The sequence below is a fragment of the Arthrobacter sp. 05L417 genome (assembly GCF_056397865.1).
Map to the genome: position 1 here is coordinate 36,422 of NZ_JBFTOG010000006.1, position 21,218 is coordinate 57,639.

The 21,218-nt window shown below is 65.0% G+C and carries 14 protein-coding genes; 10 read left to right on the forward strand and 4 right to left on the reverse strand.

The features are described 5' to 3' along the window. Window positions 1-32: 32 nt before the first annotated feature. A complete protein-coding gene (locus AC1DJW_RS07445) occupies window positions 33-2,159 on the forward strand; it encodes a primosomal protein N' (RefSeq protein ID WP_476901056.1) in 2,127 nt (708 codons plus the stop codon). On the opposite strand, the gene AC1DJW_RS07450 is transcribed toward AC1DJW_RS07445, so the two are convergent. From AC1DJW_RS07450 to AC1DJW_RS07465, 4 genes are read right to left on the reverse strand one after another with little or no spacing between them, the layout of a single operon-like run. Beyond that, complete coding sequence (locus AC1DJW_RS07450; protein WP_390277360.1) at window positions 2,156-3,241, reverse strand: glycosyltransferase family 4 protein; 1,086 nt, start codon at window positions 3,239-3,241, stop codon at window positions 2,156-2,158. The genes AC1DJW_RS07445 and AC1DJW_RS07450 overlap by 4 nt on opposite strands. Continuing rightward, a complete protein-coding gene (locus AC1DJW_RS07455) occupies window positions 3,238-4,185 on the reverse strand; it encodes an alpha/beta fold hydrolase (protein ID WP_284755657.1) in 948 nt (315 codons plus the stop codon). Before AC1DJW_RS07455 ends, AC1DJW_RS07450 begins: the two co-directional genes overlap by 4 nt. Window positions 4,186-4,195: 10 nt before the next feature. Continuing rightward, window positions 4,196-5,077, reverse strand: coding sequence for an aldo/keto reductase (locus AC1DJW_RS07460; RefSeq protein WP_390277358.1), 882 nt, complete (start codon window positions 5,075-5,077; stop codon window positions 4,196-4,198). Between the two features lie 54 nt (window positions 5,078-5,131). Next, a complete protein-coding gene (locus tag AC1DJW_RS07465) occupies window positions 5,132-6,094 on the reverse strand; it encodes a sugar-binding transcriptional regulator (protein ID WP_476901057.1) in 963 nt (320 codons plus the stop codon). Window positions 6,095-6,218: 124 nt separating this feature from the next. Between AC1DJW_RS07465 and AC1DJW_RS07470 the strand changes: the two genes are divergently transcribed. The 9 genes from AC1DJW_RS07470 (at window position 6,219) to holA (ending at window position 21,041) form a co-directional block, all read left to right on the forward strand. Next, window positions 6,219-8,033, forward strand: a complete 1,815-nt coding sequence (locus AC1DJW_RS07470) for a glycerol-3-phosphate dehydrogenase/oxidase (RefSeq protein ID WP_476901058.1) — start codon at window positions 6,219-6,221, stop codon at window positions 8,031-8,033. 174 nt (window positions 8,034-8,207) lie between these two features. Beyond that, window positions 8,208-8,957, forward strand: a complete 750-nt coding sequence (locus tag AC1DJW_RS07475) for an MIP/aquaporin family protein (protein ID WP_234754211.1) — start codon at window positions 8,208-8,210, stop codon at window positions 8,955-8,957. Window positions 8,958-9,014: 57 nt separating this feature from the next. After that, the gene (glpK, locus tag AC1DJW_RS07480; RefSeq protein ID WP_284755651.1) at window positions 9,015-10,529 is read left to right on the forward strand and encodes a glycerol kinase GlpK; all 1,515 of its coding nucleotides are present in this window, start codon (window positions 9,015-9,017) and stop codon (window positions 10,527-10,529) included. A 350-nt stretch (window positions 10,530-10,879) separates the two neighbouring features. Beyond that, complete coding sequence (gene leuS / locus AC1DJW_RS07485; protein WP_476901098.1) at window positions 10,880-13,408, forward strand: leucine--tRNA ligase; 2,529 nt, start codon at window positions 10,880-10,882, stop codon at window positions 13,406-13,408. A gap of 57 nt (window positions 13,409-13,465) precedes the next feature. Beyond that, the gene (locus tag AC1DJW_RS07490) at window positions 13,466-14,449 is read left to right on the forward strand and encodes a DegV family protein (protein WP_476901059.1); all 984 of its coding nucleotides are present in this window, start codon (window positions 13,466-13,468) and stop codon (window positions 14,447-14,449) included. A gap of 954 nt (window positions 14,450-15,403) precedes the next feature. After that, window positions 15,404-17,257 (forward strand): HNH endonuclease signature motif containing protein, encoded by a 1,854-nt coding sequence (locus AC1DJW_RS07495; RefSeq protein ID WP_476901060.1) that lies wholly within the window; start codon window positions 15,404-15,406, stop codon window positions 17,255-17,257. A 275-nt stretch (window positions 17,258-17,532) separates the two neighbouring features. Next, on the forward strand, window positions 17,533-18,282 hold the full coding sequence (locus tag AC1DJW_RS07500) for a helix-hairpin-helix domain-containing protein (RefSeq protein ID WP_476901061.1): 750 nt from the start codon (window positions 17,533-17,535) through the stop codon (window positions 18,280-18,282). Between the two features lies 1 nt (window position 18,283). After that, window positions 18,284-19,954: a ComEC/Rec2 family competence protein gene (locus AC1DJW_RS07505; RefSeq protein WP_476901062.1), complete on the forward strand. Its 1,671-nt coding sequence runs from the start codon at window positions 18,284-18,286 to the stop codon at window positions 19,952-19,954. A 70-nt stretch (window positions 19,955-20,024) separates the two neighbouring features. Beyond that, on the forward strand, window positions 20,025-21,041 hold the full coding sequence (gene holA, locus AC1DJW_RS07510) for a DNA polymerase III subunit delta (protein ID WP_390277346.1): 1,017 nt from the start codon (window positions 20,025-20,027) through the stop codon (window positions 21,039-21,041). Window positions 21,042-21,218: the final 177 nt, after the last annotated feature.

Genomic DNA, 21,218 nt, shown 5'->3' on the forward strand with positions numbered 1-21,218 from the left:
AAGGCATCCGGCACTCCAGGGAGGTGACAAGCATGAGCGATGGTTCGCTGCTTCCGTTTGCCATGGCGACGCCTTCCCCGTCCCATCAACCGTCCTTGTTGCAAGGCTTCCCTTCGCGCGGGAGCGACGTCGCCGGGCCACCCCTCGCGGCGAGCAATCCGGTGGCACGGGTCTTGATCGAATCATCCTTGCCGCATCTCGACAGGCCCTTTGACTACAGCGTCCCGGCCGAATTGGATGCGACCGCCCTGGCAGGCGTCCGGGTGAAGGTCCGCTTCAGCGGCCAGGAACTCAACGGCTATGTCCTGGAGCGCGCGGAATCGTCGGAAGCCGGACATGCCCTGACTCCGCTTCTCAAGGTGGTTTCAGCCGTCCCGGTGCTGACTCCGGCGTTGCTGGAGCTTGCTTCCAGTGTCGCGGCCCGCTATGCCGGGACGCTCAGCGATGTCCTGCGCACCGCGATTCCGCCGCGCGTCGCGCGGCTGGAGAAGCTTCTCCTATCCGGTGATTCCCTCCTGGACGAGCCCACCGGGGCGGCGAGGGCCGCTGAGAGCCCCTCGTCGCAGGCGCACGCGGGGTGGGGTTCCTACGCCAACGGAGCGCCGTACTTGCAGCACCTGGCAGGGGGCGGCTCACCCCGTGCCGTCTTGACGGCGACACAGGGTTTTGGAACCGATGGCTGGCCCGAGCTTGTGGCGTCTGCCGTGGCGGCAGTCCGCTCCTCAGGGCGGGGCGCCGTCGTCGTCGTTCCCGACTACCGTGATCTCGACCGGATAGAAGCGGCGCTGCGCGCTGTCCTTCCGCCGGGGGATGTCGCGCGGTTGGCGGCCGACGACGGCCAGACACCGCGGTACCGAAGCTACCTTCGCCTCCTCAGCGGCGCCGCGAAGGTAGCAGTCGGCACCCGCTCCGCCGCGTACGCTCCGGTGCAGGACCTTGGGCTGGTGGTCTGCTGGGACGACGGCGACGATCTCCACATTGACCAGCGTGCCCCTTACGCCCATACCCGGGAAATCCTGCTCTTGCGTTCGGAACAGGAGTCAGCCGCTTGCCTCATGGCCGCGCATAGCCGCAGCACCGAGCTTCAGCGGCTTGTTGAGGGCGGCTGGGCGGTACCGGTGGAGGCCCCTCGGCCGGTGGTCCGCTCCAGCACGCCCAGGGTGCTCAATACGGCTGACAGCTTCGAGCAGGAACGCGATCCGCTTGCAAGGATCGCACGCTTGCCGGGCGCCGCGTGGCGGGCCGCCAAAGAGGGACTGGAACGAGGACCTGTCCTGGTGCAGGTTGCCCGGGCCGGCTACGCCCCATCCCTCGTTTGCGAAGATTGCCGTGAATCCGCCAAGTGCAACAATTGCCAGGGCCCCATCGCAATCGCCGGACAATCGGCCTTGCCGCAGTGCCGCTGGTGCTCCACCCCGGCCCCGGAGTGGCGGTGCCGGCATTGCGGCGGAGGCCGTCTTCGAAGGGGAGCCGCCGGTGTGCTGCGGACAGCGGAAGAACTCGGCAGGGCTTTTCCGGGCAAGGCCGTCGTGACGTCGTCGGGAGACCAGGTCAAGGCCACGGTGTCAGACGCCCATGCACTGGTGGTGGCGACTGTGGGCGCCGAGCCGATCGCAACCGGCGGCTACGCGGCGGCCCTGCTCCTGGATGGCAATTCGCTCCTGCGCAGGGAAAACCTCCGGGCCGGTGAGGACACCGTGCGGCGATGGTTCAATGCGGCAGCCCTCGTACGGCCCGCGCATGAAGGCGGGCTCGTAGTCATCACCGCCGACGACACCACCGCGACAGGTGCCCTTTTGCGCTGGGACCCTGCGGGATATGCCTCCCGCGAGCTGGCACTGCGGCAGGAACTCCAGTTACCGCCCGCCGTGCGGATCGCGTCAGTGACGGGCAAGCGGGCCGACGTCGTGCACTTCACCGAAAGCCTGGCCAACACCATCCAGCTCCGCACCGCGGGCCCCGCCCCGGTTTCCCTCACCCTGTCGGCGCAGCGTGCTACGGGGCGGGACGACGATCCGGACGTCCGGACGCTGCTCTTCATTCCTTATGCACAAGCCGCTGTTGCCACCCGTTCCATGCGGGCAGTCAAAGCTGCCAGTGCGGCCAAGCGCACGTCGGGACCCGTGCAATTACGGCTCGACGGCGTCGACGTCCTCTAGCGCCGCTTGCGGCTTCGCATCGCAACGATCTCTTCGGCCACCGCCAGCAGTTGCCGGGCCGATTCGTCCCAGTTGAAGTCTGCCGCGCGTTCCACGCTGCGGCGTGAGCGCGCCTGCCACAGTTCGCCGTCTTCAAGGGCCTTGACTGCCGCGGCAAATTCGCCCGGTGATTCGGGGTGCACATAGCTCACGGCGTCTCCTCCGACCTCACGGAAGATGGGAGTGTCGCTGGCGATCACGGGAGTGCCAAGCGCCATCGCCTCGACCAGGGGCAGCCCGTAACCTTCCGCCTTGGACAGGCTGATCAGGGCGGTGGCCCGGAGCAAGAGGGAATCGTATTCGGCATCGGTGACGCCGTTGTGGAACTCGACCCGTGCACCCGGCGGGACCAAGGGCTCCAGCTCGGCACGGCGCTGGGGGGTGATCCTGCTGAGCAGATGCAGCGTGAATCCGGGCAATTCGGCCATTCCCTGGATCATCGTCTCCACATTTTTGTAGGGCATGAACGAGCCCATGTAGAGGAGGGACTTCTCGGCACCGGCTGCGGGATCGCGCGGCGTCTGGCCTGGTTGTGGTGCGTTGCCCACAATCCGGACCGGACGCCGGGTCAAATTGAACTTGGCCATGAGCGCCTCGGTGGTGTGGCTGATGGTCGCGACAATGTCGGCCCGGTTGAGAAGCAATCGCTGCGGCCAGTAGGCCTTGTGGTAGAGCCGCCAGAGCAACCGCACGGGCGCCGGAAGGAAGCCCGGAGGGGCGGGGTGCTCGTAGTAGATGAGATCGTGCAGGGTCAGGACCAGCCCGTACTTGCGGCCCCAGGTTCCCATGGTCTGCATGGGGCAAACCACAACATCGGCCCCGATCTTATTGACCTCGCGTGCCACGAACAGTTCGCGGGGTGACAGCGGGCTGCTGATGTGAACGTAGGGGACGTCCGGGAGGAGGGCCAACTGGCGCTTGTCGCTGATGAGCATGGTGACATCGGCGATCTTGGACGTCGCTGCTATGAGGCTCGATCCGTAACGGCTGATCCCGTCATGATGGTCCGTGCGGGTAAATCGGGCATCGATGACGATCTTCACGCGGGGTGTTCCTCCAGGAAGCTGCGGATGGCGGCGGCGGCCGGCGCCGGTGTCTCGTAGTGGATCAAATGCCCGACGTCGGGAATCACTTCCAGCGCGCCGTCGGGCAGCATCTCCAGCAGCTTGTGCTGGTCCCGGAGCAGGGCGATCTCGTCTTTCTCGCCGGCCACCAACAACACGGGTAGGTCCAATTGCCCGGCAACCTCGGCCACATGGCTTGACACCGAAGCCCGGAAAGACTCAAGGAGGCTCGAGCGGTCAGCGAACGCGGAGAAGTAAGCATCGTGCTGGCCGTGGACAAAGGCCCGGAGTTCCTTGTCCCGGGTCTTGGCCATCGCGGAGCTCATGACGCGGACAATGAGGCGGCTGCGCAAGACGGCGAGCCCCAGCCGGCGCGGGAGCTTGGCGGAGACCTGGTAGTACAGGACTGCCAACTTGGTCATGAGCCCTTTGGGGCCCTCAAGCGCGGGAGCAGCGATGGGATTGACCAGGATCAGCGGACGGATGGCGCCCGGGTTCGCCGCGGCGAAGTGGCTGGCAACAATGGATCCGAAGGAGTGCCCCAAGAGAACCGTGTCCGGTCCAAGACCCAGGGCCGCCATGAAGCCGGTGATGAACTTCCCATAGCGTTCCACGGTGTGGGGATCTCCGGCGAAAGGCTCGGAGCTGCCAAAGCCGGGAAGGTCGGGCATGATGACGCGCATTTCCGGCAGGTGGTCTACGACCCGGAGAAGGCCGTGGTGGTCGCCGCGGAAACCGTGGATGACCAAAATGGTCCGGGTCGACGCGGTCACCGTGACCGGCTCATAGCACCAATAGGCGACGTTGCTGCCGTCGAGGTCGATGTCCGAGGCACTCGTCCGGGAGGACAAGGCCTTGCTGAAAAACTCCCGTGGGGAGGTTCGTGCGGGTTCGGGGGAGTGGTTGGTGTCCACTTGTTCCATTCGGCAGGTCCTAGTTGACGTTGTCCGGGTGTGAGCCGGTGCGGTGGTGGCGTTCGAGGGCGGCCAAGCCATCCATGTCGTCGGCATCCAGCTCGAAGCCGAAGACATTGAAGTTTTCCTGGATGCGTGCCGCGGTACTCGCTTTGGGAATCACGATATTGCCCAGCTGCAGGTGCCAGCGGATGATGATCTGCGCCGGCGTCTTGCCGTATTTGTCCGCGAGCGCCCTGACGGCCGGATCCTGAAGGACCTGGCCGCGGCCCAACGGGCTCCACGCCTCGGTGCGGATGCCCAACTGCTCGTGGAGGGTCCGGAGCCTAGTCTGCTGCAGCCATGGGTGCAGTTCGATCTGGTTCACGGCCGGAACCACTTCGGCTTTTTGCATGAGTGCTTCGAGATGGGCGGGCTGGAAGTTGGAGACTCCGATTGCACGCACCCGGCCTTCGCGGTACAAGGTTTCCATGGCCCGGTAGCTTTCCTGGAACAGTCCGCGCCCCGCGCAGGGCCAGTGGATCAGGTACAGATCGACGTAGTCGAGGCCCAGATTCGCCATGGAGGAATCGAACGCGCGCAAGGTGGAATCGTAGCCCTGGTCGTCGTTCCAGAGCTTCGTGGTGACGAAGACGTCCTCGCGGGAGAGACCATGCGTGCCCTCGCCGGATCCTCCCGTGTTGCTGTCGACGCCGGGCGGGGGTATGACCGCACTGCCGATGCCGCGGCCGACTCCTGTCTCGTTGCCATACATGGCGGCTGTGTCGAAGTGCCTGTAGCCGGAGCCTAGCGCGGCGGCAACCAGTGACGTGGCGTCCGCCGGCGGCACCTTGTAGAGCCCGAACCCCAACTGGTCAATCAAGACACCGTTGTTGAGACTGAGCCTGGGCGAGGGTTTCATAGCCAAGACTCTACCTACCTCGATGCCGGGAATGTTTCAGGGTCGTTCATTTATTCAGGAAGGGCTGCCGAAACTCACCAGCTGCTTCGCCGTTGCTTCATCCACGATCAGGTCCGTTGCCAGCCTCGCTTTGAGTGCTCCGCGAAGCCCGTTGATCTTGGATGCACCCGAGACGACGCAGATTCGGCGACGGACCTGCCGTAGTTGCTCGTGGCTTGGGCCGGTGGACCGTTCGTTGAGGGTGATGCCGTCGGAGGATCCGTCGGCGCGGAAGAAAACCGTGGCGACATCGCCCACGACGTCCGAGCTGGCCAACAGGTTAAGGTCGGTTTCATCGAGGTAGCCGCCTGCGTAAACGTGGCTGGGATAGTCCGAATGCACCGACCCGACACCGAAGATGGCGATGCTCATCCTGGCCTGGAGGTCGAGCACCCGTTGGACGCTGCGCTCATTCCACATAGCGGTCTTCGTGGAGGCATGGTCGAAGAAGGCGGGCACCGGGAACTGCTCTACCCGCGCACCATAGGCGATGCCGAATCGGCGCATGATGTCGCTGGCGTAGGTAATGCCGGTGGTCTGCATGTTGCCGGCGCCGTTGAGTTGCACGATAGTGCTGCCGTGCGTGATCTTGCGGGTCAGGTGCCTGCTGACGGCGCTGATGGTCGCACCCCAGGCCACTCCGATAATGGCGTTGGAATCGACCAAGGGACCAATGGTCCGTGCGGCTTGGGTCGCCACCCGGTCAAGGGTTTCCGCCTCGTTCAAGGTGTCCAGGACGGGCACCACATGCACATCGACGCCGTAGTGGTTGCGGATCATACGCTCCAGTTCCGGGGCGGAATCCAGGGGACTACGGATCTGGATCTGGACCAGTCCCGACTCGCGGGCCGATGACAGCAGCCGGGAGACCGTCGAACGCGAGGTCCGAAGTTCGCGCGCAATGGCGTCCATGGTGAGGTCCTGGAGGTAGTACATCTGTGCTGCCCGGAGGGCCTCGGAATGTCGTGATCGTGGCATCTCAGTTCCGTTCTGCACGTTTGTGCAAGTAGCTTGATTTCATTTTCCATTCTTTCGAAGAATAGTTGTGCAAGGTGCGACGTCAAGTGATGCAGCGCACAAACCAAAGCCCAAAGGAGCAGTTTTGGGATACACCAGCAATTCCGGTTCCGCAGCAGGATCACCCCGTCGGGCCTCGGCTTCGGCACTTCGCGAACGCCCGCAAGCCCAGGTGCTGATCATCGGCGGCGGCATCAACGGCGTCGGAACATTCCGCGATTTGGCGTTGCAAGGCGTGGACGTCGCCCTCGTGGAACGCGGTGACTACTGCCAGGGCGCCAGCGGAGCCTCATCCCACATGATCCATGGAGGAATCCGCTACCTCGAGAACGGCGAATTCCGCCTCGTTCAGGAATCGGTGGTGGAGCGCAACCGGCTTTTGAAGATCGCCCCCCATTACGTGAAGCCGTTGCAGACAACCATCCCCATCTTCAGTACCTTCTCCGGGATACTTTCCGCCCCCACACGCTTCCTCACGCACAAGCAAGGCAAGCCGCAGGAGCGCGGCGCGTTCCTCATCAAGCTCGGACTGAGCATGTACGACTTCTTCTCCCGCGATGGCGGCAGTGTCCCCCGCCATCAGTTCCGTGGCAAGGAGAAGGCCTTGGCCGAGTTGCCGCGATTGCACCCCGGCATCAAATACGCAGCCACGTACTTTGACGCGTCCGTGCACAACCCTGAGCGACTGACGCTCGATGTGCTGCAGGACGGTGAAAAGGCGGGTATCGGAAGCGGTTTGCCGGGCGGCAGCTCCCGGGCCAGCAACTACGTCTCCCTTGTTTCGATGGACTCTGTTTCGATGGACTCCACCGCTGACTCACCGAGCGCTGTTTTGCTGCGCGATGAGCTCACGGGCGAGGAATTCAGCTTCCAGGCTGACGTTATCGTCAACACCACCGGCGCCTGGGTGGATCTCACCAACGAGGCAATGGGTGCCGCGAGCCGCTTCATGGGAGGAACCAAGGGTTCCCACATTGTCCTGGACCACCCGGAATTGCTCTCAGCTTGCGGAGGCCGAGAGATCTTCTTCGAACACACGGACGGGCGGATCGTGCTCATCTACCCGATGGGTGACCGCGTCCTGGTGGGCACCACCGACGTCGACGCCGACATGGCCCAGGATGCCGTGTGCACCGAAGCCGAGATCGACTACTTCTTCGACCTCGTCGGGCATGTCTTCCCGTCCATCAAGGTTGAGCGCAGCCATATCGTCTACAGCTTCGCCGGCGTCCGCCCGCTTCCGCGCCACGACGACACCCAGCCGGGCTTCGTGTCACGCGACTACCGTATCGAGCGAAGGGAGCGGGACGCCTCCGGTCCTGCGGCCGCCCAAGGCGGCAAGGCCGCCGTCGTACTTTCATTGATCGGCGGAAAGTGGACCACGTTCCGGGCCCTCGCCGAACACCTGAGCAACGACGTCCTCCGGGAGCTGGGCATGGAACGGAAGGTCTCGACGGCGAAACTCGCCATCGGAGGCGGCTTGGGTTTCCCTGATAGCGAAGACGGAATCCAGGACTGGGTCAAGAAGCACATGGCTCCCGGTCTCGGCGCCGACCGGGTCGGCGGTTTGCTCACCCGTTATGGCACCCGTGCTGAGGACGTCATTGCCTATCTCAAGGCGGGGGAGGACCGGAAACTGCGCTCCACGAATGAGCTCAGCGTCCGGGAGCTTGAGTTCATGGCTGCCAACGAACAGATCGGGCACCTCGTGGATGTCCTCATCCGCCGCACCTCACTGGCCTTCCGCGGCCTCGTGACGGGAGAGCTCCTGAACGAAATCGCCGAGGTCCTCGCCACGCAGCTTGGCTGGGATGCAGCGCAGCGTGAAGCGGAAATCCAGCATGCACAGGAGGTGCTTCTGCGTTTTCATGGCGTGACTGTTCACAGCCTCGTCGCATGAACGTAATGTACGTCACATCAGCTTGATTGTTCCGGCCAAGAAGCCTGGACACAAGGGTTGCGGTCTTCCGCTCCGTGAGGGATGACCGCAACCGGGCCGGCGCTAACAGACGCCGGCCCAACGGCCCCAACAAAACCTGCAGGGCTGACAACAGAAGAAAATGAGGAGTCAAAGATGTCTCTCGGAATTGTTTTCCTTTCCGAAGTGTTCGGAACCGGCATGCTTACCCTCCTAGGCTGTGGCGTTGTGGCAAACGTCGCGCTCAAGGGCACAAAGGGTAACAACGGCGGGTTCCTGATGGTGAATTTTGGCTGGGGCATCGCAGTATTCGCCGGCGTATACGTGGCGGCCATGTCCGGCGCGCACCTGAACCCGGCCGTCACGCTTGGCCTCTTGGTTGACGGCAAGGCCGAGTTCGCCCCAGGGGTAGCCGTGAGCGCGGCGTCCACGTTCACCTACTTCGGTGGAGAACTGACCGGCGCCTTTCTCGGCGCCATCTTCGCCTGGCTCGCCCACAAGCAGCACTTCGACGCCGAGCCGCTGGCAGCAAGCAAACTCGCGGTGTTCTCCACGGGACCGGCTATCCGCTCGTACCCTTGGAACCTCGTCACGGAAATCATCGGCACTTTCGTGCTGGTCTTCGTGATCCTGACCTTCGGCGGCACTCCGTCCGGCCTCGGGCCGCTCGCAGTGGCATTGCTCGTCGTGGGTATCGGCGCATCCCTTGGCGGCCCCACGGGCTATGCCATCAACCCGGCCCGTGACCTCGGTCCGCGCATCGCCCACGCCATTCTGCCGATCAAGGGCAAGGGCTCCAGCGACTGGGCCTACTCCTGGGTTCCGATCGTCGGCCCGCTCCTGGGTGGAACCATCGCCGGACTCGTCGCCCACTCAATACCGATCATGGCCACTGTCGCCAAATAGCAAACCGCTCAGAAACTTTTCCCGCAACTACCAAAGCAAGCAGACAAGGACGTCAAAATGTCGCAATACGTCATCGCCATTGACCAGGGAACCACCAGCTCGCGTGCCATCGTTTTCGACCACTCGGGAAACATCGTTTCGTCCGGCCAGATGGAGCACGAGCAGATCTTCCCCCAGGCCGGATGGGTGGAGCACAACCCGGTTGAAATCTGGGACAACACCCGCGAGGTCATTGGCTCGGCGCTCTCCAAGGCGAACCTGACCCGGCACGACATCGCCGCCGTCGGCATCACCAACCAGCGCGAAACCACCGTCGTGTGGGACAAGAACACGGGCGAACCCATCTACAATGCGATCGTCTGGCAGGACACCCGCACACAGCCAATCGTGGACGAGCTGGCCCAGGACGGTGGACCCGAGCGCTTCAAGCAGAAGGTCGGCCTGCCCTTGGCCACCTACTTCTCCGGCACCAAGATCAAGTGGATCCTGGACAACGTCGAAGGTGCGCGGGCCAAGGCTGAAGCCGGGGACCTCATCTTCGGCAACACCGACTGCTGGGTCCTGTGGAACCTGACAGGCGGCGTCGACGGCGGCGTGCACGCCACGGACGTCACTAACGCCTCGCGCACCATGTTCATGGACCTCGACACCTTGCAATGGGACCAGGACATCCTGGACACCTTCGGGGTGCCCGCATCGATGATGCCCGCCATCAAGTCCTCTTCGGAGGTCTACGGCACGGTGCACACCTCGCAATTGCTGCGGGAAGTACCCGTCGCGGGCATCCTGGGCGACCAGCAAGCGGCAACCTTCGGCCAGGCGGCGTTCCAGGCCGGCGAAGCCAAGAACACCTATGGCACGGGCTGCTTCCTGATCTTCAACACGGGCGAAGAAATCGTCCACTCGAAGAACGGCCTGCTGACCACGCTGGGCTACAAGCTGGGCGACGCGAAACCGCACTACGCGCTGGAAGGCTCCATCGCCGTCACGGGTTCACTGATCCAGTGGCTCCGCGACAACCTCGGCTTGATCAGCTCCGCTCCCGAAGTCGAGACGCTGGCTGCCGGCGTCGAGGACAATGGCGGCGTCTACATCGTGCCGGCGTTCTCCGGACTGTTCGCCCCGTACTGGCGCGCCGACGCCCGCGGAGCCATCGTTGGCCTGACCCGTTTTGCGAACAAGGGCCACATCGCCCGCGCGGCACTCGAGGCCACCGCATTCCAGACCCGCGAAGTGCTCGACGCCGTCAACGCGGACTCGGGCGTTCCGCTGACCGAGTTGAAGGTCGACGGTGGAATGGTCGCCAATGAGGCGCTCATGCAGTTCCAGGCCGACATCCTCGGCGTGCCCGTGGTCCGTCCGAAGGTCGTGGAAACCACGGCCCTGGGTGCCGCCTACGCTGCAGGCCTCGCCGTCGGCTTCTGGAAGGACCTCGGCGAACTCAGCTCAAACTGGGGCGAGGACAAGCGCTGGGAGCCGCAGCTTCCGGCCGAAGAGCAGGAGCGGCAGATGCGCCTGTGGAAGAAGGCTGTGACCAAGTCCATGGATTGGGTGGACGAGGACGTTAAGTAGGCCTCACCTCGGTGGAGGGGCCGCCTCACCTGTTTCGATGGGGCGGCCCCTGCCCCGCTCGCTTCGCGGTGCCCACCACACCCGGGCGAGGGGCCGCCCCATCGAAACGCGGGTCAGTCACCGCGGCGACCGGGCCATCTTCCTCGAAACACGGTCCGCTCACTGTGGTGCGCTAGAGTAGTTTTATGCGTGCGATCCTTCTGCTTAGCTAGCCGCCCGGTATTCGTCGATTTAGATCATCGCGAACCGAGCGGCCGCCCCTCCTTGTCGAGGGGCTTTTGTGTGTCCGGGACCTTCCGGGACCCGGAGCAGGAGGCAAAACCGTCATGGAAGAACAGAAGAGGGCAGCAGTGAGCGTTCAGCCGGAGACAGAAACCGGAGCACAGTCGACAGTGGCAGGCGAGACGCCCGAGGAGGGTGTCTACAGCTTCGCCTCGATGGAGGCCAAGTGGCCGCAGGTCTGGGAAGACCTCAAAGTCTTCACCCCTGTTGACGACGGCTCCCGCGAGCGGCGCTATGTCCTGGACATGTTCCCCTACCCCTCAGGCGACCTCCACATGGGCCACGCCGAGGCCTTCGCGATGGGTGACGTCGTGGCGAGGTACCTCCGCCAGAAGGGTTTCGACGTCCTGCACCCCATCGGCTGGGACTCCTTTGGACTGCCCGCGGAAAACGCCGCCATCAAGCGCAACGCACACCCCAGCGAGTGGACGTACGCCAACATCGACACGCAGGCCGCATCGTTCAAGCGTTACGCGATCTCTGCCGATTGGTCCCGTCGGCTGCACACTTCGGACCCGGAGTACTACCGCTGGACGCAGTGGCTGTTCAAGCGCTTCTACGAGCGCGGGCTGGCCTACCGCAAGGATTCGCCCGTCAACTGGTGCCCGAAGGACCTGACCGTCCTGGCGAACGAACAAGTGGTCAACGGCGCGTGCGAACGCTGCGGGACCCCTGTCACGAAGAAGTCCCTGAACCAGTGGTACTTCAAGATCACCGACTACGCCGACCGCCTGCTGGACGATATGTCCGAGCTCCAGGGACACTGGCCCGAGCGCGTCCTGGCGATGCAGCGGAACTGGATCGGCCGCTCCGAGGGCGCACACGTGCGGTTCGCCATCGAAGCCACGGACGGCCGCGCCGAGCGCGAAGTCACTGTCTTCACCACCCGACCGGACACCCTGTACGGTGCTACGTTCTTCGTCGTCGCCGCGGACGCGCACCTGGCATTGGACCTGGTCACACCCGAACACCACGACTCCCTCATGGCCTACCGCGAAAAGGTCAAGGCCCTGTCCGACATCGAACGCCAGTCCACTGAGCGCGAGAAGACCGGCGTGTTCACCGGCCGCTACGCCATCAACCCGCTCAACGGCGAAAAACTGCCCGTGTGGGCAGCCGACTACGTGCTCGCCGACTACGGCACGGGCGCCATCATGGCAGTACCCGCGCACGACCAGCGCGACCTCGACTTCGCCCGCGCCTTTGGCCTGCCCGTGCGGCCGGTCCTGAACACCGGCGGGGAAGACCCGGCGGAGACCGGCGTTGCGACCGCCGGCGAAGGCACCCTGATGAACTCCGGCGAACTGGACGGCTTGTCCAAGGCCGAAGCCATCCCCGCAGCCATCGACATCCTGGAGAAGTTGGGCACAGGGGAGAAATTCGTCAACTTCCGCCTGCGCGACTGGCTCCTGAGCCGCCAGCGTTTCTGGGGTACCCCGATCCCCATCATCCACTGCGCCGAATGCGGCGAGGTGCCGGTGCCGGACGATCAACTCCCTGTCACTCTGCCCGAAAACCTGCGCGGCGAGGCGCTGTCGCCGAGGGGCACGTCTCCTCTCGCCGCGGCACTGGAATGGGTCAACGTCGAGTGCCCGAACTGCGGACGGGCCGCCCAGCGCGACACGGACACCATGGACACGTTCGTTGACTCGTCCTGGTACTTCTTGCGCTTCGTTTCCCCGCACTACACCGAGGGACCGTTCGATCCCGCCAAGATCAACGACTGGATGCCGGTCGGCCAGTATGTGGGAGGCGTGGAGCACGCGATCCTGCACTTGCTCTACGCCCGCTTCTTCACCAAGGTCATCCACGACATGGGCCTGCTTGACGCGGACGAACCCTTCAGCGCCTTGCTCAACCAGGGGCAGGTCCTCAACGGCGGCAAGGCCATGAGCAAGTCCCTCGGCAACGGGGTGGATCTTGGCGAGCAACTGGACAAGTTCGGTGTCGACGCCGTCCGCTTGACGATGGTCTTTGCTTCCCCGCCGGAGGACGACGTCGACTGGGCGGACGTCTCGCCGTCGGGCTCGGCAAAGTTCCTTGCCCGTGCCTGGCGCCTTGGCCAGGACGTGGCAAGCGAGCCCGGCGTCGATGCCTCCACTGGTGACCGCGCGCTGCGCACCGTCACCCACAGGACCATCGCCGACGCCGCTGATCTGTTGGACAACAACAAGTTCAACGTCGTGGTGGCCAAGCTGATGGAGCTCGTCAACGCGACCCGCAAAACGATCGACTCCGGTGCCGGTGGCGCGGACCCCGCTGTCCGTGAAGCCGTGGAAGCCGTCGCAGTCATCCTGAGCCTCTTCGCGCCGTACACGGCCGAGGACCTCTGGAACCAGCTGGGCCACCCGGCCTCGGTGGCGAACGCCGGTTGGCCCTCCCACGATGCCTCACTTCTTGTCCAGGACACCGTGACGGCTGTCGTGCAGGTCCAGGGCAAGGTCCGTGACCGCTTGGACGTTTCTCCGGACATCAGTGAGGACGCCCTGCGCGAACTCGCCCTGGCCAGCGAAAACGTGCAACGAGCACTCGATGGCCGCGGCATCCGCACGGTGATCGTGCGCGCGCCTAAACTGGTCAACATCGTCCCGGCCTAGCCGGGAACCGGCCGCCGGCGCTTGCCGGCGGCCAGCCACCAGCTCCAGGAGGCTCCCTTGACGGACCGCGAACCACCCGCATGGTTGTGGCTCAAGGAACGTTTGGCCCGCCTGCGCCAATCCACGACGCCGGGCCGCGCCGGAACCGAGCCGGCGCCCGCCGTCGTGCGCACCGCCGTCGTCACCGATTCGGCTGCCGCGCTACCGGCCGAATGGGTCAAGGCGTTCGTCGCCGACGGCCGCCTCGCTGTCGTGCCGATGCCCGTGATGGTGGGCGAGGAGATCTACGGCGAAGGGGAGGACGACATCACCCAGACGCTAGCGTTGGCCCTGGCGGCGGGATCGTCCGTGAAGACTTCCAGACCCTCACCCGGCCAGTTCGAGCAGGCTTATCTCGCCGCCCGGGATCGCGGTTTCGAAGCCGTCGTCTCCATCCACATTTCCGCCGGACTGTCCGGCACCGCCGATTCAGCGCGGATGGCCGCGCAGCGCGTCTCGATCCCCGTCGAAGTCATTGACTCCCGCACCGTGGGAATGGCGCTAGGGATGGGCGTCCAAAGCGCACTGGTTGCGGCCGCAGACGGCCGTTCGGCAGCCGAAGTCCGTCACTTTGCCGAGGAACGATTGAGCCGCACCAAGGTCTACTTCTATGTGCCGAGCCTTGAGCAGCTCCGGCGCGGCGGCCGAATCGGCGCTGCTGCGTCGTGGCTCGGGGCCATGCTGTCCATCAAGCCGATCCTCGCGGTCGACGACGGCAAGATCGTGCCGCTCGAGAAGGTGCGCTCGGCTGCCAAGGCCGTTGCCCGGCTTGAAGAAATCGTTGCTGCGGATGTCAATTCCCGGCCTGCAGGACAATCGCGGCTCGCCGTGCACCATTTTGGGAATCTGGCAGAGGCAGAGCGCCTCGCGGCCAGGCTGGGAGAGAACTGCCGCGGTTGCCCGCCTGCGCAGATCAGTACCCTGCCTGCCGTTCTCGCGGCCCACGCGGGGCTCGGCGTTTTGGCCGTGGTTGTCGGGGAAAGCAGTACCCCTGGCGCCTGAACGCTCCTCAGCGGCACTGCGGGAGCCACAACGGATCAGGCGAACACGATGCGGAGCGAACCGTAACTGCGGGCGGGCTGCCGCTGAACGCGCAAAACCTTTCCGGCGTGGATGCTCTCATACCAAGCCTGGCCCATCAGGTCGATCTCACAAACACCGGGATGGCGTCATCCCATTCGGCCGGGGTGCGGAACGGGAGCTGGGGCTTGAGCAGCGCCTTCTTCAGAGCTTGTTGCCGGGCCATCGTTAGCTCCACGGAAAAGGCATAACCCCCAACTGCCGCCACACTTGCGAACGACGCCGCGACGCGGAGGTTTTCACATGAGGCAACGTATCCGGCTACGCGGAGGTTGCCATGAGCCGAAGTCCTGAGCGACGGCCTTATATTGTCGTACCCTCCTGGCAGAGTGTTGCCATGGCTCGCTGTTCCAGGCGCGATTGACGGGTTTGAGGGGTGCTGGCTTCTTAGTCAGGGCCAGTGTTTCCAGTTGCCGGTCGAGCGCGGATCTTCTGTGAGAGGGCTCCGGGCTTGATGCGTTTGAAGGCGGCGTTCATTGCCTGTCCTGGTGCCGCTGCTGCGCCGGGACCGGGAGCTTGAGCTGACCGACGAACAGGGCGGACTGCTGGTGCGGATGAGCGCAGCGACTATAACCGGAAACTCGCCAGCGAACGCGCAAAACCTTTCCGGCGTGGATGCTCTCATACAAAGCCTGGCCCTTCAGGTCGATCTCACAAACGCCGAGATGGCGTCATCCCATTCGGCAGAGCTTGTTGCCGGGCCATCGTTAGCTCCACGGAAAAGGCATAACCCCCAACTGCCGCCACACTTGCGAACGACGCCGCGACGCGGAGGTTTTCACATGAGGCAACGTATCCGGCTACGCGGAGGTTGCCGTGAGCCGAAGTCCTGAGCGACGGCCTTATACTGTCGTACCCTCGTGGCAGAGTGTTGCCATGGAAGCGATCGGATACTTCGACACTCGGCAGGGCCCTGCGTCCCGCGGGTATTTCGGGGTGTCCGATCATGGCCGTGGTCTGCGTTTTGCCGGGGTTCCGGGCGGGCGTCCGGGCGGACTGGCGTTGGTGGATCCGGGCGGTCGGGACGGGCCGCAGGCTGCCCTGGACGGGGCCGTGGAGGCAGTGAGGTCGCTGGCCGGCAAGGCGGCCGACGACGTCGGACGGCTGGGTTTCCAGGAGGCCGTCGCGTTCGCGTCCGGGGTGGAGACACTCTCCCGCACCATGGATTATCTCCAACTGCTCGCCGCTGCAGGGCTGGACCGGGCCCGTAACGAAGAACCCGCCGCCGGGTCGGGCCGGACCACGGGCTGGACGACAGGCTGGGCTGCCGATGCGGAGACCGGCTCCGGCGCGGGCTGGACGTCCGGGACCACGCCAGCCCCCACGGACACGCAGGATGGTGCCGCCGGCTCCGGGCAGGATGGCGCCGCCGGCTCCGCGCAGGCTGGAAGCGGCCGGGGCGGGGAGTTCAGGTCCACAGCCGAGCACCTGCGGTCGTTGCTGCGGATCAGTACCGCCGAGGCCGGCCGCCGGCTTGCGCTGGCCCGGGAGTTGCTGCCGGGCCGCGGCCTGACCGGAGAAACGGTCCCTGCCCGGCATGAGGAAACCGCCGCGGCGCTGGCGTCCGGCGTGATCGGGTCCCGCCCGGCCGGGATCATCACGACGGCCGTGGCGAAGGTCCGACCGCTGTGCGGCCCGGAGAAGGCCGCGGAGATGGAACACGCCCTGGTCCGCACCGCGGAGGAAAACGACCAGGACTTCCTGGCCAGGTTGGCGCGGCGCTGGGTCGACGCGATCGACCAGGACGGCCCGGAACCGTCCGAAGAATCCCTGCGCCACCACCAAGGAGCGTTCCTGCGCCGCCCCAAGCACGGGCTCCAACACGTGGAGATCTTCGCCACCACCGAGCAATACGAGCACCTGCTCACGGTCATGAACACCGCTGCCAACCCCCGCACCCGCACACCCCAGGGCACAGCAGCCCAGGGCGCCGGTCAGGTCAGCGCGGTTCCTGCCTGCGCGGAAGCATGCGGCAAGGCATCCGCCGAGGCATCCGGCGAACCATGCGTAGATCCGTCACCGTCCGGCGATTCGTCCGAGAGTGCCGGGGCGCTGGAGCCGCGGTCGAGGGCGCAGAAGCTGCTGGACGGTCTGGTCGGCGCCTGCCGGCTCGCCCTGGCCACGGGGTCCCTGCCCGCCGCGGGCGGGCACCGCCCGCAGATCCTGGCCACCATCAACCACCGCGACCTCTTCCCCCACGACCACCGGCATCCCCAGCCCGGGCAAGCTTCACAGGCCGGACAACCTTCACCCTTCGGGCAGTCTTCACCCAGGCAGCCCGCCCTGTTCAACCACCCCCGGCAAGGCGGCGGCACCGGGTCCTTGACGTTCACCGGGCCCGTCCCGGCAGCCACGTTGCGCAGACTCGCCTGCGACGCGGACATCATCCCCGTGGTCCTGGGCGGCGAGGGCCAGGTCCTGGACATCGGCCGGGCCTCAAGGATCTTCCCGCCGCACCTGCGCAAAGCCATCACCGCGCGGGACAAGGGCTGCGCCTTCCCCGGGTGCACCATGCCGGCCCCGTGGTGCGAGGCCCACCACATCGAGTACTGGTCCCGCGGCGGACCCACCAGCGCCGCCAACGGCACGCTGCTCTGCAGCCACCACCATCACCTGATCCACAAGGAAGACTGGCGCATCCAAGTCCAAACAGGCGTGCCCTGGTTCATCCCGCCACCCCACACCGACCCGGACCGGAAACCCCGAAGAAACCACTACTTCCAAATATGAGCCCGCCTTGGGCCGTGTCATGCGGCCACTGATCCTCCACAGGCACTCTGCGGCGGCCCTGTCCACATAGCACCGATCCGGGCTGCAGCTGCGAGCATGGAAGTTCTAGGCTCGTGGATATGCCACGTAGGAACCGAGCTTCACCCGCGGACGACGCTGCGAGTGCCGCCCGGCTCCGATTCGCTGTCCGTCTTGCGCCAACGCCGGACGACGAGGCGGTCGCGAAACCGAGGCACGACAACAAGACGGAACCTTTGCTTCCGATGGGTACCTTGATGGCATCCGCATCGGGTATGGACGATGCTGGAGCGCAGTCAGCCACCGAAGACTTGTCCGAAGAAGCAGGATCTCCATCGCGGCTTCGGTGGCGCACACCATGGCGCGTGGCCGTGTTGTTGGCTTTGCCTTGTTTGCTGGTGGTGGTTTGGTTCTTCTGGCAGTCGTGGTCCGGGCAGCCGACCATTGCGCCTCTCGTCCGAAGTTCACATGCGGGAGGAACTCCGGAAGCGGGCACGGGTAGCGGAAAAGCCGGTGTCAACGGGGCTCCGGAATCTCCCGACGGCGCCCAGTTACTTATCGTGCACGTCGCGGGTGCGGTGAAGAATCCCGGGATCGTCAGGGTGCCCGCCGGTGCGCGGGTATTCGATGCGATCGCTGCAGCTGGTGGTGCGGATCCAACAGCCGAGTTGGACAGCCTCAACCTTGCCGCCGTCGTCGAGGACTCGGCGAAGATTCATGTTCCGAGGATAGGGGAGGCGGCTCCGTCGCAGCTTGCGGGACCAGTCGGCGGTGCCCCAACGGCCGGTGGCACCGGGGCCGGGACTTCTGCCGGTGGCAAAGTCAATCTCAACACCGCGACCGCTGAGGAACTGGATACCTTGCCGAAGGTCGGCCCCGTCCTGGCAAAACGGATCGTCGAATGGCGGCAGCAACACGGTCCGTTCGCTTCCGTGGAGGACCTCGATGCAGTGGATGGTGTTGGTCCCAAGATGATGGAATCCCTTCTGCCCTTGGTGACGGTCTAGGGTGAGCGGAACCAAGGCGGGCCCGGGGCGCGTGGACCTTCGACTGGCCCCCTCTGCCATTCTCACGTGGGCTGTTTCCCTTGCCTCCGCCTATCTACCTCCGCTGTGGACGGGAGTTGTGTGCGTGGCTTTGGCCGTCGCCGCGTGTCTTCTTCTCAGCGCTCGGGCCGTGGCCCCTCAAAGCCTGAGGACCTTTCCTGCCACGTTGGCTGTTGCGTGCTTGTTTGCCGCAGCCGTGGCCGCCCACGCCGCGACGCAGGCCGGACCGCGCCAGGACGGTCCGGTTGCCGACGCTGCGGCGGCGCGCGACTCGGTTGTCATTCATGTGTTAATCGTGGGTGATCCCCGCGAATTTGGCACGGACTCACGTGGATCGGGACGGTGGGCCGTACCCGCCGAAGTGATTGATATGGCGGCCGACGGCATGTTGATCCGCACCCGCACAAGAATTCTGCTGACCGGAGGCGAAGGTTGGGACCAGGTCGTCAAGGGACAGGAGGTACGAACCGCCGGCAAGCTGAAGCCGGCAAAGCCAGGACAGGTCGAGGCCGGTGTCCTTGCCGCCGCCACCCCACCCATGCGGCCGGACTCGCGGCGCAAGACGGAAGCAAGGCACCAGACGGGGGGATCTGCCAACATTCCCCAAGGTCCAGCGCAATTGAAAAAGCAATTCAGTTCCGCCGCCGAGTGGTTGCAGGGCGACGCCGCCGGACTCCTACCAGGAATGGTCACGGGCGACACCACCGGTCTGGACGAAGGCCTGGAGGCCGCGATGAAGACCACCAGCACCACCCACCTCACCGCCGTGAGTGGTGCAAACTGCAGCCTCATTCTTGGCGGCCTGGTGCTCCTCGCGAGGAGCTTTCGGCTTGCCAGGGGAGTCGCGGCAATCGTGGCCCTTGCTTGCTTGGCGGCCTTTGTCATGATGGTCGGACCGGACGCGAGCGTCCTGAGGGCGGCAGTCATGGGTGCTATCGGCCTCACCGCGCTGAGTAGTGGCCGGCGGGGCCGGAGCCTGGGCTTTCTCTGCCTCGCGGTCACTGGCCTGCTCATCCTGGACCCCTCACTTGGTACGAGTGTGGGGTTTCTCTTGTCTGTCCTCGCTACCCTGGGAATTGTCCTGTTGGCACGGCCCATCGCCTCCTGGGCTCCGACGTGGGTGCCTTCCTGGCTAGCCTCCGCCGTCGCGGTCCCCTTGGCCGCACAACTTCTGTGCAGCCCGGTCATCGTGGCCTTGCAACCCCAATTCTCCGGCTACTCATTGCCGACCAATATCGCAGTCGCCCCGTTTGTCGCACCCGTGACGATCCTGGGAACCATTGCGGTTCCCCTCGTTCCGCTGATTCCCTGGCTTTCGGTCATTCCCATGGCCATCGCCGGGGCCAGCGCGGAAATCGTGGCGGCAATCGCCAGGTTCTTCGCAGGACTTCCGGGAGCGGCCCTGCCGTGGCCTGAAGGTCCAACGGGAATCGCCACCATGCTTCTCTGGTCTGTTGTGACCATCCTGATTGTGTGGCTGGTCCTGCATCCGACGTTGGCGGGCTCAGCTGTACTGTCGTTGCACCGCCGCTTGGTGTTGCTCATGGCCGCGGGGGAGTCGGTCGTCCGGCGTCGACGGGCCAAGGCCCATTCCGGGTCTCGCCGCCGCCCCGTAGGCGGGCCGCGCGTATGAGGATCACCGCCCTGGACGCTGAACGTGGGAGACTGGGATTCTGCAAAAACCCTTCTGGAAGGAAGCAACGTTGGCTGCTGCCCAGGTCTCCAAGGCTAAAACTTCCGCGGCAAACACCGCCAGCTGGCGGGACGTTACCCCGTCCGCGGTAGTGCTTATCACCGGCCCTGAGGAATACCTCGGAATCCGTGCCATGGATCGGATCCGCTCTCAGGTGCGGGCCGCAGCACCGGAAGTGGAAATCAGCAAGCTCAATGCCGGAAGCTACGAGTCCGGTTCCCTCGCAATGGCGGTCACGCCGTCGCTGTTCGACGAGGCCAAACTTATCGAGATCGAGGGCCTCGAGTCGATGACCGATGCCTTCCTTGCCGATGCCTTGAAATACGTAGCCCAACCGGAGAGCGACGTCGTGTTGGTCCTTCGCCACGGTGGCGGAGTGCGCGGAAAGAAACTCCTGGACGCCATCAAGTCCTCTGGATGGCCGGTGGTGGACTGCCAACCCTTGAAAAAGGACGCCGAGAAAACAGCATTCGTCGTCTCGGAATTCAAGGCAGGCGGCCGCCGCATCGAGGCGGAAGCCGTCCAGGCCCTCGTCAATGCGGTCGGCGCCAGCCTCTCCGAGCTCGCTGCCGCATGCAACCAGCTCATCGCGGACGCTACCACCGCGGTCGACGCAGCCACAGTGGAGCGCTACTACGGCGGCCGCGTGGAAGCCACGGCATTCAAGGTTGCGGACGCCGCCATGGCCGGCAACGGGCCGCAGGCCCTGTCCAGCCTCCGGCATGCCCTTGCCACTGGGGTTGACCCGGTGCCGCTGGTGGCCGCCCTTGCCGCGAAGCTCCGCACCTTGGCCAAGGTTGCAGGAGCCCAGGGGTCGTCGGCACAGATCGCCAAGCAGCTTGGCATGCAGCCATGGCTGGTGGAACAAGCCCAGCGGGACGTCCGGCGTTGGACCCCTGAAGGCCTGATCCGTTCCATCCAAGTCACGGCAGAAGCGGATGCCCAAGTAAAGGGCCTCTCCCGGGATCCCGTGTACGCGGTAGAGCACGCCGTCACGGTCATTTCGAACGCGGCCCGAGGCCGCTAAGCCCACGCGTGACACCCATATTGTTGGGCGACACGCACATTTCCTGGCGACGCCCGAATCCCCTGCGTCGCTAGTCCATTTGCGCGTCGTGAGTCGAACCCCGAAGTCCTAAATACCCTGATGCCGGAACCCGGCGCGTCGCACGCATAACACTCACAGGCGGCACACTCATAGGCG

Coding starts and splice junctions, on each gene's coding strand:
- AC1DJW_RS07445 (WP_476901056.1), top strand. CDS start 33: ATGAGCGATGGTTCGCTGCTTCCGTTTGCCATGGCGACGCCTTCCCCG.
- AC1DJW_RS07455 (WP_284755657.1), bottom strand. CDS start 4,185: ATGGAACAAGTGGACACCAACCACTCCCCCGAACCCGCACGAACCTCC.
- AC1DJW_RS07460 (WP_390277358.1), bottom strand. CDS start 5,077: ATGAAACCCTCGCCCAGGCTCAGTCTCAACAACGGTGTCTTGATTGAC.
- AC1DJW_RS07465 (WP_476901057.1), bottom strand. CDS start 6,094: ATGCCACGATCACGACATTCCGAGGCCCTCCGGGCAGCACAGATGTAC.
- AC1DJW_RS07475 (WP_234754211.1), top strand. CDS start 8,208: ATGTCTCTCGGAATTGTTTTCCTTTCCGAAGTGTTCGGAACCGGCATG.
- glpK (WP_284755651.1), top strand. CDS start 9,015: ATGTCGCAATACGTCATCGCCATTGACCAGGGAACCACCAGCTCGCGT.
- AC1DJW_RS07495 (WP_476901060.1), top strand. CDS start 15,404: ATGGAAGCGATCGGATACTTCGACACTCGGCAGGGCCCTGCGTCCCGC.
- AC1DJW_RS07500 (WP_476901061.1), top strand. CDS start 17,533: ATGGCATCCGCATCGGGTATGGACGATGCTGGAGCGCAGTCAGCCACC.